The organism is Tsukamurella ocularis (assembly GCF_965138335.1).
GTDB classification, from domain to species: Bacteria; Actinomycetota; Actinomycetes; order Mycobacteriales; family Mycobacteriaceae; genus Tsukamurella; species Tsukamurella ocularis_A.
Genome location: NZ_CBCSDV010000052.1, coordinates 1 through 13602, shown reverse-complemented (window position 1 = coordinate 13602; position 13602 = coordinate 1). Strand labels below are relative to the sequence as shown.

General features: G+C 72.0%; 13 protein-coding genes and 1 pseudogene. 9 read left to right on the top strand and 5 right to left on the bottom strand.

What is annotated here, in order from left to right; translation table 11 throughout:
• Positions 1 to 154: 154 nt before the first annotated feature.
• A complete protein-coding gene (locus ACNAYW_RS23965) occupies positions 155 to 1180 on the bottom strand; it encodes a CaiB/BaiF CoA transferase family protein (RefSeq protein ID WP_415852105.1) in 1026 nt (341 codons plus the stop codon).
• Positions 1177 to 2724 carry a long-chain-fatty-acid--CoA ligase gene (locus ACNAYW_RS23960; RefSeq protein WP_415852104.1) on the bottom strand — a complete coding sequence of 516 codons (1548 nt, stop codon included), beginning with the start codon at positions 2722 to 2724 and terminating at the stop codon, positions 1177 to 1179. Before ACNAYW_RS23960 ends, ACNAYW_RS23965 begins: the two co-directional genes overlap by 4 nt.
• 127 nt (positions 2725 to 2851) lie before the next feature.
• On the opposite strand from ACNAYW_RS23960, the pseudogene ACNAYW_RS23955 reads away from it, so the two are divergent.
• From ACNAYW_RS23955 to ACNAYW_RS23925, 7 genes and pseudogenes are all read left to right on the top strand, one after another.
• Positions 2852 to 3979 (top strand): annotated as a pseudogene (locus ACNAYW_RS23955) (lipid-transfer protein); the annotation flags it as partial.
• Between the two features lies 1 nt (position 3980).
• A partial coding sequence (locus ACNAYW_RS23950) for a hypothetical protein (protein ID WP_415852106.1) occupies positions 3981 to 4030 on the top strand: 50 nt, incomplete at its 5' end.
• Between the two features lie 2 nt (positions 4031 to 4032).
• Entirely contained in the window at positions 4033 to 4491 is a 459-nt protein-coding gene (locus ACNAYW_RS23945) for a MaoC family dehydratase N-terminal domain-containing protein (protein ID WP_415852103.1), read from the top strand.
• On the top strand, positions 4488 to 4886 hold the full coding sequence (locus tag ACNAYW_RS23940) for a MaoC/PaaZ C-terminal domain-containing protein (protein ID WP_415852102.1): 399 nt from the start codon (positions 4488 to 4490) through the stop codon (positions 4884 to 4886). Before ACNAYW_RS23945 ends, ACNAYW_RS23940 begins: the two co-directional genes overlap by 4 nt.
• A gap of 31 nt (positions 4887 to 4917) precedes the next feature.
• A complete protein-coding gene (locus tag ACNAYW_RS23935) occupies positions 4918 to 5748 on the top strand; it encodes an SDR family NAD(P)-dependent oxidoreductase (protein WP_415852101.1) in 831 nt (276 codons plus the stop codon).
• Positions 5749 to 5756: 8 nt separating this feature from the next.
• Positions 5757 to 6902 carry an acyl-CoA dehydrogenase family protein gene (locus tag ACNAYW_RS23930; protein ID WP_415852100.1) on the top strand — a complete coding sequence of 382 codons (1146 nt, stop codon included), beginning with the start codon at positions 5757 to 5759 and terminating at the stop codon, positions 6900 to 6902.
• A 19-nt stretch (positions 6903 to 6921) separates the two neighbouring features.
• Positions 6922 to 8067 (top strand): TetR/AcrR family transcriptional regulator, encoded by a 1146-nt coding sequence (locus ACNAYW_RS23925; protein ID WP_415852099.1) that lies wholly within the window; start codon positions 6922 to 6924, stop codon positions 8065 to 8067.
• 75 nt (positions 8068 to 8142) lie between these two features.
• On the opposite strand, the gene ACNAYW_RS23920 is transcribed toward ACNAYW_RS23925, so the two are convergent.
• A complete protein-coding gene (locus ACNAYW_RS23920) occupies positions 8143 to 8952 on the bottom strand; it encodes an aldo/keto reductase (RefSeq protein WP_415852098.1) in 810 nt (269 codons plus the stop codon).
• A 66-nt stretch (positions 8953 to 9018) separates the two neighbouring features.
• Here ACNAYW_RS23920 and ACNAYW_RS23915 point away from each other — a divergent pair, with 66 nt between their 5' ends.
• Together ACNAYW_RS23915 and ACNAYW_RS23910 are read left to right on the top strand one after the other, a co-directional pair.
• On the top strand, positions 9019 to 10527 hold the full coding sequence (locus ACNAYW_RS23915; RefSeq protein ID WP_415852097.1) for a carboxyl transferase domain-containing protein: 1509 nt from the start codon (positions 9019 to 9021) through the stop codon (positions 10525 to 10527).
• A gap of 205 nt (positions 10528 to 10732) precedes the next feature.
• On the top strand, positions 10733 to 11548 hold the full coding sequence (locus ACNAYW_RS23910; protein WP_415852096.1) for a M23 family metallopeptidase: 816 nt from the start codon (positions 10733 to 10735) through the stop codon (positions 11546 to 11548).
• A 9-nt stretch (positions 11549 to 11557) separates the two neighbouring features.
• On the opposite strand, the gene ACNAYW_RS23905 is transcribed toward ACNAYW_RS23910, so the two are convergent.
• Complete coding sequence (locus ACNAYW_RS23905) at positions 11558 to 12082, bottom strand: DUF4333 domain-containing protein (protein WP_415852095.1); 525 nt, start codon at positions 12080 to 12082, stop codon at positions 11558 to 11560.
• A gap of 115 nt (positions 12083 to 12197) precedes the next feature.
• On the bottom strand, positions 12198 to 13451 hold the full coding sequence (locus tag ACNAYW_RS23900) for an Nramp family divalent metal transporter (RefSeq protein ID WP_415852094.1): 1254 nt from the start codon (positions 13449 to 13451) through the stop codon (positions 12198 to 12200).
• Positions 13452 to 13602: the final 151 nt, after the last annotated feature.

Below are 13602 nucleotides of genomic sequence, written 5' to 3'. Positions count from 1 at the left end.
CCCCACGAGGCGCCGCGGCGAGAGCGGCGGCGCCTCGTGGGGGAGGCGCCGCGGCGAGNGCGGCGGCNNCNNTGTCCGACTCGGACAGAATCCGAGAGTCGNGTGGGCGGAGGCACCGTCGCCCCAGGGCCGTGATCCCGCGTGCCCGGCGCGGCTACGCGAACCGCGGAGCCGGGGCGGCCGCGTCCACCGGCGTGCGCACGAACGCGCCGCGGGCGACGAGGTGCTCGTCGCCCAGCGCCTCGTCGTACGTGAGGACCGGAGTCACGCAGGCGTCCGTGTCCCGGAAGAGCTCCGCCCAGTGCTCCCGCGGGGCGGCCGCGAAGGCGGTCTCGAGCGCGCTCGCGATCTCCGGCCAGCGGGGCCGGTCCCACTGCGGCGGCAGCGATCCGGGGTCGATCCCGAGGCCGTCGAGCATGGTGCGGAAGAACCTCGACTCGATGCACCCCACGGCAACGTGTGCGCCGTCGGCGCAGCGGTACGTGCGGTAGAAGGGCGCGGAACCGTCGAGCACGTTGTTCCCGCGCCCCGTGCTCCAGCGTCCCTGGCCGCGCATCGACCACTGCATCTGCGCGAGCGCGCCCACCCCGTCGACGATGGCACCGTCGACGACCCCGCCGCGGCCGGTCCGGGTGCGCTCGTGCAGTGCGGCGAGCACGCCGACGACGAGGAACATCGACCCTCCGCCGAAGTCCCCCACCAGGTTCAGCGGCGGGATCGGGTCGCCGCCGGCGGGCCCGATGTTGTCGAGCACGCCGGTGAGGGCGATGTAGTTGATGTCGTGCCCGGCGGTGTGGGCGCGCGGCCCGCTCTGGCCCCACCCCGTCATCCGGGCGTACACGAGACCGGGGTTGCGGGCCGCGCAGTCCTCCGGCCCGAGCCCCATCCGCTCCGCCGCGCCGGGCCGGTAGCCCTCCACGAGGACGTCCGCGCCGGCGATCAGGTCCAGCACCCGATCGCGCTCGGCGGGGACCTTGAGGTCCGCCCGGACCACGGTGCGGCCGCGGAGCAGGACATCGGATTCGGAGGTGACGCCCGGGATGACCTCGGCCTCGACCGGCCGCTCGACCCGGGTCACCTCGGCGCCGAGATCGCCCAGGAGCATGCACGCGTGCGGGCCCGGCCCGATCCCTGCGAGCTCGACAACCCGGATCCCGGCGAGCGGCGCCGTGCTCGTCACTGGACCTGCCGCTCTCCGGCGCCCCAGTGCTGCTGCCGCAGGTCGCGCTTGAGGATCTTGCCTGCGCCGGACATCGGCAGCGCCTCGACGAAGGAGACGGTGCGCGGCACCTTGTAGCCGGCGATGAGCTCGCGGGTGTGCGTGCGCAGCTCCTCCTCGGTCGCGCTGGCGCCCGGCGCGGCGACGATCACGGCGTGCACTCGCTCGCCCCACCGCTCGTCGGGCACGCCGATCACCGCGACCTGGCCCACCGCCGGATGCTTGGCGAGCGCGTTCTCCACCTCCGCGGAGTACACGTTCTCGCCGCCGGTGATGATCATGTCCTTCATCCGATCGACCACGAAGACGTAGCCGTTCGCGTCCATGTAGCCGCCGTCGCCGGTGTGCATCCAGCCGTCGCGGACCGTCTGCGCGGTGACCTCCGGCTGGTTCCAGTAGCCCTGCATCACCAGGTCGCCCCGGATGCAGATCTCGCCCACCTCGCCGCGCGGCGCCTCGACGTCGTCCGCGTCGAGAATGCGCACGTCCGCGTGCATCACGGCGCGGCCGCACGAGCGGATCAGCACCGGATCGTCGTGCCCCGCGTGATCGAGCAGGGTGGCGATGGGCGCCGTCTCGGTCATGCCGTAGGCCTGCGTGAAGCGGGCGTTGGGCAGCACCGTGCGGGCGCGGGCCAGCACCGCCTCGGAGATCGGCGAGGCGCCGTAGAGCAGCCGCCGCACCGAGCTCAGATCCGCCTCCGCGGCCGCCGGCGAATCCGCGAGCATCTGGATCATGGTGGGCACCAGCAGCGAATCGGTGACCCCGTGTTCCACCATCGCCGCGACGGCCGCCGTCGGCTCGAACGCCGGCAGGATCACATGGGTTTCGCCGACGAGCGTGCCCATCAGCCAGGCCGCGATGTCCGCCAGGTGGAACATCGGCGCGGCATGGAGCAGGACGCCGCCGCGCGTGAGCAGATCGGTGGTGGCGATGGAGCCCATCGCCGAGGTCACGACGTTGTGGTGGCTGAGCATGACGCCCTTGGGGTGGCCCGTGGTGCCGCCGGTGTAGAAGACCCCGTACAGGTCGTCGCCCGAGCGCATCGCATCGGGCGCGGGCGCGTTCGACGCGATCAGGTCCTCGTAGCCGACGGTGCCCTCGGGCGCCGCACCGTCGCCGCAGTACACGACGGTGCGCAGGTTCGGCGCCTGCTCCCGGACCGCGGGGATCAAGCCGAGGAAGGTGTCGTCGACGAGCACGACGTCCGTGCCGCAGTCGACGAGGGAGTACGCGATCTCCGCCGCGCTCCACCGGATGTTGACCGGGTTCACCACGCCGCCGGCCCACGGGATCGCCAGCAGCGCTTCGTGATAGCGGTCGCTGTTGACCGAGACGATGCCCACCCGGTCGCCCGCGGCGACGCCGAGTGCGGTGAGCCCGGCGGCGAGCCGCGCGATGCGATCTGCCGACTCCGCGACCGTCCGCCGCCGGTCGCCGCACACGGTGAGGATCCGGTCCGGCCCCTGCTGCAACGCCCTGTGCAGTCCCTGTGTCACGTACATGGCACGCCTCCTGATGTGAATTTGAATATGTCCGATTGCCGCCGACGCTGAAGTCAGTATTGCACTTGATTCGAGCTTGTGCCAGGGTAAGTGAATATCCGATCGTATTCATCGACAGGAGATTGCTATGCGGACAGTCACCGTGGCGGGAGTGGGCATGGTCCCCTTCGCCACCCCTCGGAACAGCGAGCCCTACGACGTGATGGCGCAGGGCGCGATCCGGGCCGCACTGACGGATGCCGGCCTCGCCATGACGGACGTGCAGCAGGCCTTCGCCGGCTACGTCTACGGCGACTCGACGAGCGGCCAGAACGCGATCTACGGCGTGGGACGCACCGGGATCCCCGTGGTCAACGTCAACAACAACTGCTCCACGGGCTCCTCCGCGCTCTGGTTGGCGCGCCAGGCGGTGGCGTCCGGCGCGGCGGACTGCGTGCTCGCCGTCGGCTTCGAGCAGATGGAACGGGGCGCCCTGGCGGACAAGTGGACCGATCGCCCGAGTCCCTTCCGCGACTTCATGTCGGTCGCCGAGGCGGCGCAGGGCGCAAGTGACGCCCCGTTCGCCGCCCAGCTGTTCGGCGGCGCCGGTGCGGAGTACGCACAGCTGCACGGCACCGCCCCCGAGACCTTCGCGCAGATCGCGGTCAAGGCGCGCAAGCACGCCGCGAACAACCCGTACGCGGTCTTCCGAGATCAGGTGACCGTGGAGGAGGTGCTCGCCTCGCCGCACATCTACGGCCCGCTCACCCGGCTGCAGTGCTGCCCGCCCACCTGCGGCGCGGCCGCCGCGATCGTGGTCTCCGAGGAGTTCGCCCGGGCCCGCGGGATCCGCACCGACGTGGCGATCGTCGCGCAGGCCATGACCACCGACACCGACGCCGGCTTCTCCGGTTCGATGGGCGCGCTCGTCGGCTTCGACATGGCGCGCGCCGCCGCGAACCAGGTGTACGAGGCCGCCGGCGTCGACCCGCGCGACATCCCCGTCGTCGAGTTGCACGACTGCTTCACCGCCAACGAGCTTCTCAGCTACGAGGCGCTCGGCCTGGCCGGCGAGGGCGAGGCGGAGAAGTTCGTCCTGGAGGGCGAGAACACCTACGGCGGCCGCGTGGTGACCAACCCCTCCGGCGGCCTGCTCTCCAAGGGCCACCCGCTGGGCGCCACGGGCCTCGCGCAGTGCGCGGAACTGGTGTGGCAGTTGCGCGGCGAGGCGGGCCCGCGTCAGGTCGACGGTGCATCGATCGCCCTGCAGCACAACNTCGGGCTCGGCGGCGCGGGCGTCGTCACCCTGTACCAGAAGGTGGGCTGATCGTGGCCATCGACGCGGCCCGCGCCGCCGCCCTGGAACTGCCGTCGCTCACCGTCACCGTCGAACGCGGACGTCTGCGGTTCTTCGCCCGCACGATCGGCGAGACCGACCCCGTCTACCTCGACGCCGAGGCCGCGCGCGCGGCCGGGCACCCGGACGTCCTCATCCCGCCCACGTTCCTGTTCAGTCTCGGGCTCGAGTCGCCGGATCCGTTCGGCTACCTCGACGCGCTGGAGATCGACCTGGGCCGGGTCCTGCACGGCGAGCAGTCCTTCGACTACCACGCGCTCGCGTACGCGGGCGACGAGCTGCGCCTCGACGAGCGCATCACCGACGTGTACGCCAAGCGCGGCGGCGCACTGGAATTCGTCACCAAGACCACCAGCGTGACCCGCGCGGGCGAGCCCATCGCCGATCTGCGTTCGGTGATCGTCGTCCGCAACCCGGAGGTAACCGCATGACCGAGCAGGCCCTGCAGGTGGGCACCGTCTTCGACGACCTCGCCCTGCCCCCGATCTCCCGCGCCGCGCTGGCACTGTTCGCCGGTGCCAGCGGCGATCACAACCCGATCCACATCGACATCGACTTCGCGCGCTCGGCGGGCTTCGACGACGTCTTCGTGCACGGCATGCTCTCGATGGCCTACCTCGGGCGCCTCGTGACCGACCGCGTGCCGCAGAGCCGATTGCGCTCCTATGGTGTGCGATTCGGCGCGATCACTCCGATCCACGGGCAGCCCACCTGCCGCGGCGAGGTCACCGCGGTCGCGGACGGCGTCGCGCACGTCGACCTGTCCGTGACGCTGGCCGACGGCACCGTCACCCTCACCGGTCACGCGTCGATCGCGCTGGCCTGACCGAACGAATCTCCGACAAGGGAAGAACACCATGGGAAAACTCGACGACAAGGTCGCGATCGTCACCGGCTCGGGCCGCGGCATCGGCCGCGAGATCGCGCTCAAGCTCGCGTCCGACGGCGCCGCGGTCGTGGTCAACGACCTCGATGACGCACCCGCGCAGGAGACCGTCGCCGACATCGTCGCCGCGGGCGGCCGCGCCGTCGCGTGCACCGGCAGCGTGACGGACGAGGACTTCGCCGACCGCTTCGTGGGCACCGCCGTGAGCGAGTTCGGCGGGCTCGACATCATCGTCAACAACGCCGGCTACACCTGGGACTCGGTGGTGCAGAAGATGACCGACGAGCAGTGGGACGCGATCCTCGACGTGCACCTCAAGGCGCCCTTCCGGATCCTGCGCGCCGCGCAGCCCGTCATCGCCGGCGCGGTCAAGGCGGCGCGCGAGGCGGGTGAGCCCGTGCCGTGCCGCAAGGTGGTCAACATCTCGTCGATCGCCGGCCTCGGCGGCAACGCCGGGCAGGCCAACTACTCCGCCGCGAAGGCGGGTGTCACCGGCCTGACGAAGGCCCTCGCCAAGGAGTGGGGGCGCTACAACGTCACCGTCAACACCGTGGCCTTCGGCCTGATCCGGACCCGGCTCACGGAGGCCCCCGCCGACGGCTCCAGCACCATCGACGTGCAGGGCAAGGAGCTCAAGGTGGGCGTCAACCCCGACCTGCTCGCCGCGATGGAGCGCCAGATCCCGCTCGGCCGCGCGGGCACACCCGCGGAGGCCGCCGGATCGGTGTACCTGTTCTGCGTCCCCGAGTCCGACTACGTCTCCGCCCAGACCCTGGTCTGCGGCGGCGGCTTCATCATGTGAGGCGAGCGATGGACCGCATCCTCTACGAGGCCGACCACGACGACTTCCGCGCGAGCGTGCGCGCCTTCCTCGCGCGCGAGGTGGTGCCGCACTACGACGACTGGGATCGCGACGGGATCGTGCCGCACGAGCTGTTCCGCAGCATCGGTGACCTGGGGCTGTTCGCGGCGGTGCCGGAGGAGTACGGCGGCACCGGCGTGCGCGACTTCCGGTTCAACGCCGTCTTCCTGGAGGAGGCCGCGCGCGCGGCCGTCCTCCCCGCGGCGATGGGCCCGGTGCTCCAGTCGGACGTCTGCATGCCCTACCTGCTGGAGCTGACGAACGACGAGCAGAAGTCCCGGTGGCTGCCCGGCGTCGCGGCCGGCGAGACCGTGGTGGCCATCGCGATGACCGAGCCGGGCACCGGCTCGGACCTGGCCGGGATCCGCACGCGCGCCCGGCGCGACGGCGACCATTACGTGATCGACGGCGCGAAGACCTTCATCTCCAACGGGATCAACGCCGACCTGGTGATCGTGGCCGTCCGCACCGGCGAGCATCCGCACCGCGGGCTGAGCCTGATCGTCGTGGAGGCCGGGACCGAGGGCTTCGAGCGCGGGCGCAACCTGGACAAGATCGGCATGCACGCCCAGGACACCGCCGAGCTCTCCTTCACCGGGGCCCGGGTGCCCGCGGCGAACCTGCTGGGAGAGGAGGGGGCGGGCTTCTTCGGGCTCACCGGCAACCTTCCGCAGGAGCGGGTCTCGCTCGCCACGATGTCGATCGCCCAGGCCGCCGCCGCCCTCGAATGGACCACCGCCTACGTGCGCGAGCGGAAGGCCTTCGGTGCACCGATCGGCGCGCTGCAGGCCACCCGCTTCCGCATGGCAGAGCTCACCACCGAGGTCGAGGTGACACAGGCCTTCGTCGACCGGTGCATCACCGAGCTCAATGCCGGCCGGCTGTCCGCCGTCGACGCCGCCAAGGCGAAGCTCTGGGCCACGGAGGTCCTCGGGCGCGTGGTCGACGGCTGCGTCCAGCTGCACGGCGGCTACGGTTACATGCGGGAGTACCCGATCGCCCGCACCTACGCCGACGCGCGCATCTCGCGGATCTACGGGGGCACCAGCGAGATCATGAAGGAGATCGTCGGCCGTTCCCTGGAACTGGCCTGACACGGGGAGGGCCGGCCTGGTGAGTACGACGCGCAAGCCCGAGCGCGGCACCCGGCCGGCCAACCGCCGCGACCTCATCATCGACGCCGCGACGGACCTGTTCGCCGAGCGCGGCTACGAGCACGTGTCGATCGGCGCCGTCGCGGAGGCGGTCGCGGTCGGACCCTCCGCCCTGTACCGGCACTTCAAGGGCAAGGAGCAGATGCTCACGGCCGTCATCGAGACGGCCGCCGAGGCGTTCACCGCCGCCGTCGAGGCGGCACCGCCCGGATCCGCCGTCCCGACGGCGGCCGCGTTCTCCCTCGATCACCGCGCCTTCGGCGTGCTGTGGGAGCGCGAGGCCCGGCATCTGCCCCCCGCGGAGTACGAGCGGGTGCGGGCGCGGACCCGGGCCGCCCACCTCACCTACATCGCCGCCGCCGGCGGCGTCCCCGGCGAGAGCAGCGCCGTCGCCGCATCCGCCAGCATGTCGGTGCTGCTCAGCCCCTCGTTCCACCGCACGTCGCTGCCGCGGCCGGAGTTCGACGATCATCTCGTCGTCCTGGCCGAGCGCGCGCTGGCCACGCCGCTGGAACCCGCGCCGGAGCCGACGCACACCGCGGCCGGCCTCCGCCGGTCGTCGACGCGCGGCGGCCTCACTGCGGCCGCCATCGACCTGTTCGCGCACCGCACCTACGCCAGCACCACCATGGACGACGTCGCCGCGGCCGTCGGCCTCAAGGCGTCCAGCCTCTACAACCACCTGCCCGGCAAGACCGACCTGCTGCTCGGCGCGCTCACCCGCGCCGACGGCTACCTCCAGCTGACCCTGGACCGCACCCTCGCGGAGGCCGCCGACGAGCGGGCCGCGCTCACCGCGCTGTGCGACGCCTACATCGCCTTCGCCGTCGCGAACCCCGCGCTGGTGACCCTCGTGATCACGGAGGTCCGCAACCTGCCCGAGGCCTCGGCGCAGATCCTGCAGCAGGATCAGCGGGAGTTCGTGGGCGAGATGGTGCATCTACTGCGGCTCGTGCATCCCGGCCTCGACGAGGCCCGTGCCCGCGTCGGCGTGAACGCCGTCCTCATGACGATCAACGACCTCGCCCGCTCGCCGAACGCGGCCAAGATCGTCGAGCCGGCGGCAGCCCTCCGCGTGCTCGCCCGGCGCATCCTCGACCTCTGACGGCGGATGCGGCGAGCCGGGCGGGCGGGCCTCGTAGAACCCGGGGCCGCGGTGCGGCGCCCGGGGTCGACGGGATCAGCGGAGGTTGAACTCCGCCGGGTTCGGGCCGATGCGGTCGCCGGAGATCGCAGTGATGCGGGCGACCTCGTCGGCGGTGAGCGCGAAGCCGAAGGCGTCGAAGTTCTCGGCGATGCGCGCGGGCGTCACCGACTTGGGGATCACGACGTTGCCGAGCTGTAGGTGCCAGCGCAGAATCGCCTGCGCGGGGGTCACGCCGTGCGCGGCGGCGATCTCCGTGATCGCGGGGTCCTTGAGCGACTCGCCCTGCCCCAGCGGCGACCAGGCCTCGGTGGCGATGCCGTGCTCGGCGTGGAAGGCGCGCAGCTCGTCCTGCGGCAGGCCGGGATGCAGCTCGATCTGGTTGACGGCCGGGGTCTCGCCGGTCTCGTCGATCACGCGGCGCAGGTCCTCGACGCGGAAGTTGCTGACGCCGATGGCCTTCGCGCGCCCCTCGTCGCGGATCCGCTGGAAGGCCTTGAAGGTGTCGACGAAGCGGTCGTACTCGGGCACGGGCCAGTGGATGAGGTAGAGGTCCACGTAGTCGGTACCGAGCCGCTCGAGCGAGCCGTCGAAGGCGCGCAGCGTCTCGTCGAAGCCCTGGTCCGAGTTCCACAGCTTGGTGGTGAGGAAGACCTCGTCACGGGACAGGCCGCTCTCGGCGATCGCGCGCCCCGTACCGGCCTCGTTCTCATAGACCTTGGCGGTGTCGATCGACCGATAGCCGACCCGCAGCGCCTCCGCGACGGCGTCCCGGGCACCGTCGTCCGGCACCTGCCAGACGCCGAAGCCGAGCTGGGGGATCGAGGTTCCGTTATTGAGCTTCACGTTCGGTACGGTCATGGCCCGAACAACGCGTCCGCGGTCCTCGGTGTTCCCAGTAACCTGAATCGTATGGCGATCACGGCGCAGGACCTCATCGATGCGATCCTCGACCGCGGCACCTTCACCAGCTGGGACGGCCCGCTGCCCGACGTCGCGCCCGACGCGGAGTACGCCGCCGCGCTGGAGCGGGCGCGGGAGCGATCGCACCACGACGAGGCGGTGATCACCGGCGAGGGCCGCATCCGCGGCCAGCGCGTGGCGCTCATCGCGTGCGACTTCGCCTTCCTCGGCGGCTCGATCGGCGTCGCCGCGGCGGAGCGGATCGTCACGGCCGTCGAGCGCGCGACGGCGCTGCGGCTGCCGCTGCTGGCGACGCCCACGTCGGGCGGCACCCGGATGCAGGAGGGCACCGTCGCCTTCCTGCAGATGGTGAAGATCTCGGCGGCCGTCACCCTGCACAAGCAGTCGGGCCTGCCCTACCTGGTGTACCTGCGCGATCCCACGATGGGCGGGGTCTTCGCGTCCTGGGGCTCGCTGGGGCACGTGACCATCGCCGAGCCCGGCGCGCGGATCGGCTTCCTCGGCCCGCGCGTCTACGAGGCGCTGCGCGGCGAGCCCTTCCCCGACGGGGTGCAGACGGCCGAGCACCTCTTCGAGCGCGGCCTCATCGACGGGGTGGTGCCGCTGCGCTTCGTCCGGCTGCTGGCGCATCGCACGCTGCGGGTGCTCGCGGGTGCGCAGGACGCCGACCCGTTGGCCCCGCACCTCGGCGTCCGCGAGGAGCTCGATACGACCGACGACGACACGTCCGCGTGGGACTCGGTGCGGATCAGCCGGCAGGCCGGGCGGCCAGGGGTGCGTGCCTTCCTGCGGCATTCGGCGACCGATCGGCTGCCGCTCTCCGGGACGGGCGAGGGCGAGACCGACCACACCCTGCTGCTCTCGCTCGCGCGGGTGCAGGGCTATCCGTGCGTCGTCGTCGGGCAGGACACGACGCGCGCCGAGGGCGCCGCGATCCCGCTGCTCGGCCCGGCGGCGCTGCGCGCGGCCCGGCGCGGCATGCGGCTGGCCGCGGAACTGAACCTGCCCCTCGTGCTCGTCATCGACACGTGGGGCGCCGCCCTCTCCCCCGAGGCCGAGGAGGGCGGGCTCGCCGGGGAGGTGGCGCGCAGCCTGTCCGACCTCGTCACCCTCACGGTGCCGACGGTGTCGGTCCTGCTCGGCCAGGGCACGGGCGGCGGGGCGCTCGCGATGCTGCCCGCCGACCGGGTGCTGTGCGCCCAGCACGCGTGGCTCGCCCCGCTGCCGCCCGAGGGCGCGAGCGCGGTGATGTACCGGGACCCCGACCACGCCGCCGAGATGGCGGAGCGGCAGCGGATCCGCGCGGCCGACCTACTGGCCGACGGCGTCGTCGACCGGGTGATCCCCGAGCGGCCGAACGCGGCCGACGAGCCGACCGACTTCTCCCGGCGCGTGGGCCTCGCGGTGAGCGACGCCCTCGCGGAGCTCTCGCTCATCCCCGATCCCATCCGGATCAGTCGCCGGCTGGACCGCTACCGGTTCCTGGGCGGTCGCTGACCGCAGCACGTCGTCGACGCGGTGTGCGCGTCGCGATCCGCACCCATCACCGCGGAGGAAGTGGGAGCGGCTCCGCGCCGGGCGAGGACTACTTCGATCCCTGCGCTTGAGTGCGACAGGGATTCGTCCGATCGGAGGATGGTGCGAATCGGCGCCACCGGGCACGCTGAATCGTGCCCGTTCTCATCGATTCTTAAGGTTTGCAATGAAACTCGTCCGACGCACCGCAGCGATCGCCACCGCGGTCGCCACCGCGGTCGCCACCGCCGGCGGGGTCGCCGAGGCGGCGCCCACGGCGCGCGTCGTCGCCCAGACCCAGAAGATGACCGGACCGTCGCTCAACTCGAAGCAGGTCGGCTGGTATCCGGCGGGCGCTCGGGTGACGCTCCAGTGCTACGAGCGCGGCCAGTCCGTCAAGGGCGCGCTGAGCAAGTGGCACCCGAACGGCGGCTGGGACAACCTCTGGTACAAGACCTCCGACGGCGTCTTCGTCGCCGATATCGACATCGAGACCGGCAGCAACAACCCCGTCACCGGTGCCTGCAGCGGCGGCGCGCCCGCCGCGCAGCCCGTACCTGCGCAGTCCTCGAGCGGCTGGCAGCGCCCGACGAGCGGCGCGATCCGCAACGGATTCGGCGCCAACCCTGCGGGATACGCCAAGTACGGACTCCCCAACGGGCACAACGGTGTCGACTTCCCGGTCGGCGTGGGAACCCCGGTCGTCGCAGCGAACGACGGTGTCGTGGCCCAGGCCGGCTGGGCCATCCCGTGGAGTGGCGCTGCCGGTGGAAACGCGATCATCATTCGCCACTCGTCCGTCCACACCGGCTACGCACACTTGTCGCGCATCGTCGTGCGTGCGGGCCAGCAGGTGAAGAAGGGGCAGCTCATCGGCTACTCCGGAGCGAGCGGCACTGCCGTGGAGGGCGCGCACCTCCACTTCGAGGCCCTCCCCCTGAGCCCGAACTTCAGGAACGGCTTCTCCGGCCGGATCAACCCCGCGCCGTACGGCGGCGCCTGACAGCGGCGATCAGTCGGCGACGGTGACGCCCCACTGCACGCGGGTGGGGTCCACCGTCGTCACGGTGACGGTCACGTCGTGCCGATGCCCGCTCGCGGTCATGGCGCATGTCTGCCGGGCGCCGACGGTGCCGGGGAGAGCTCCGGAACAGGTCACCGCGTCGACGTGGCGCGCGCGGGCGAGCACTTCGCGGGTCCGCTGTTCGAGCTCGGCGACGGCGACGCGCGGCCCGGAGCGCGGCACGCCGGCGACGACCGAGTCCCACTTCACCCGGTCGCCGACGACGTCGGTGACCTTGAGCTGCACCGCGAAGTCCTCACCGCCGCGGTGCAGCACGCACGACTGGGCCGCACCCACCTCGGCCCGGAGCCCGCCGTCGCAGTGCAGGGCGTCCGACGATGCCGCCGCCACCTGCGCGAGGGTGCCGGATTCGACCTCCTCCTGCGCGACCTCCGAGGGCGAGAACATCGCCCAGCACGCGGCGATCGCCACGCCGGCACCGCCGACGACGACCGCCACCGCCCGCATGCCCATCGCGACTCGTTTCCGTGACTAATCTCCGCCTTCACGACGTGTGAATTGCGTTTATTGAATCACGATGGCGTTGCGATCTCAATACGCGCGTGAGCCGCGTCGCAGTATTCGCGCCTCAGCCGGCGCCGGTGACGGTCAGGTAGATCAACGCCACGTTGAGCGCGACGATCAACGCGCCCGCGGCCGCGGACGCCCAACGCAGCGGCGCCCGGTCGGCGAACTCCCCCATCAGCGCACGGTCCGCGGTGAACCGGCGCAGCGGCAGCAGCGCGAACGGGATGCCGAAGCTCAGCACCACCTGCGAGATCACCAGCGCCTCGGTGGGCGGGACGCCGATCGCGAGCACGCCGATCGCGGGGATCATCGTGACCAGTCGGCGCACCACGACGGGGATCCGCTTGCGCAGCAGCCCGGCCATGATGGTGCCGCCCGCGTAGCTGCCCACCGAGGTGGAGGCGAGGCCCGACGCGAGCAGCCCGACGGCGAACAGCCCGGCGACGGCCGGCCCGAGCGCGTCCCGCACCGCAGCGTGCGCACCCTCGATGGAATCGGTGCCCTCGCGCCCGTACAGCGCACTCGCCGCCAGCACGAGCAGCGCGATGTTGACGGCGCCGGCGATGATCAGCGCGAGCACCACGTCCACCCGGGTGACCTTGAGCAGCCGGCGCGCACGCTCGGCGCGCCCGGTCTCCGGGGGCGCGCCGTGCCGGTCCACCACCAGCGCGGAGTGCAGGTAGATGGCGTGCGGCATGACGGTGGCGCCGAGCATCGACGCGGCGAGCAGCACCGTCTCGGTCCCCTGCAGCCGCGGGACGAGGCCCCCGAGGACGGCGGCACCGTCGGGCGGCGCGACCACGAGGCCCGCGAGGAAGCCGACCACGATGATCGCGAGCATCCCGATGATGACCAGTTCGAAGCGGTACTGCCGGCGGCCGTCGGCGAGCACGAGCAGCGCCGTCGAGATCACCCCGACGATGAGGCCGCCCCACACCAGGGGCACGCCGAACAGCAGGTTCAGAGCGAGCGCGCCGCCGATGACCTCGGCGATGTCGGTGGCGGCGGCCACCAGCTCGGCCTGCCCCCAGAAGGCCAGGCGCGAGCGGCGCGGCAGCCGCTCGCCGAGGACCTGCGGCAGCGAGCGGCCGGTGACCACGCCGAGCTTCGCGGACTGGTACTGGATCATCACGGCCATGACGTTGGCCAGCACGAGAACCCAGACCAGCAGGTAGCCGTACTTCGCGCCCGCGGTGACGTTGGCGGCGACGTTACCCGGGTCGACGTAGGCGATCGCGGCGACGAACGCCGGCCCGAGCAGCATGAGCGCTCGCACCGGGGGTTGCTTCGTCGTCGCGGCGGTATCGGTCAGCACACTGCGAGGCTATGCGAAGACTAGTTTTCGGTCAACCGAACTTTGTGGTGCGGGACGACGGGACCCGGGGCGCCCCTAGGCTGCTCCCATGACCACGCGCGACCNCNGCGACCCCGGCGACGTCGGTCAGGGGCGGGGCGATGGTGGGGGC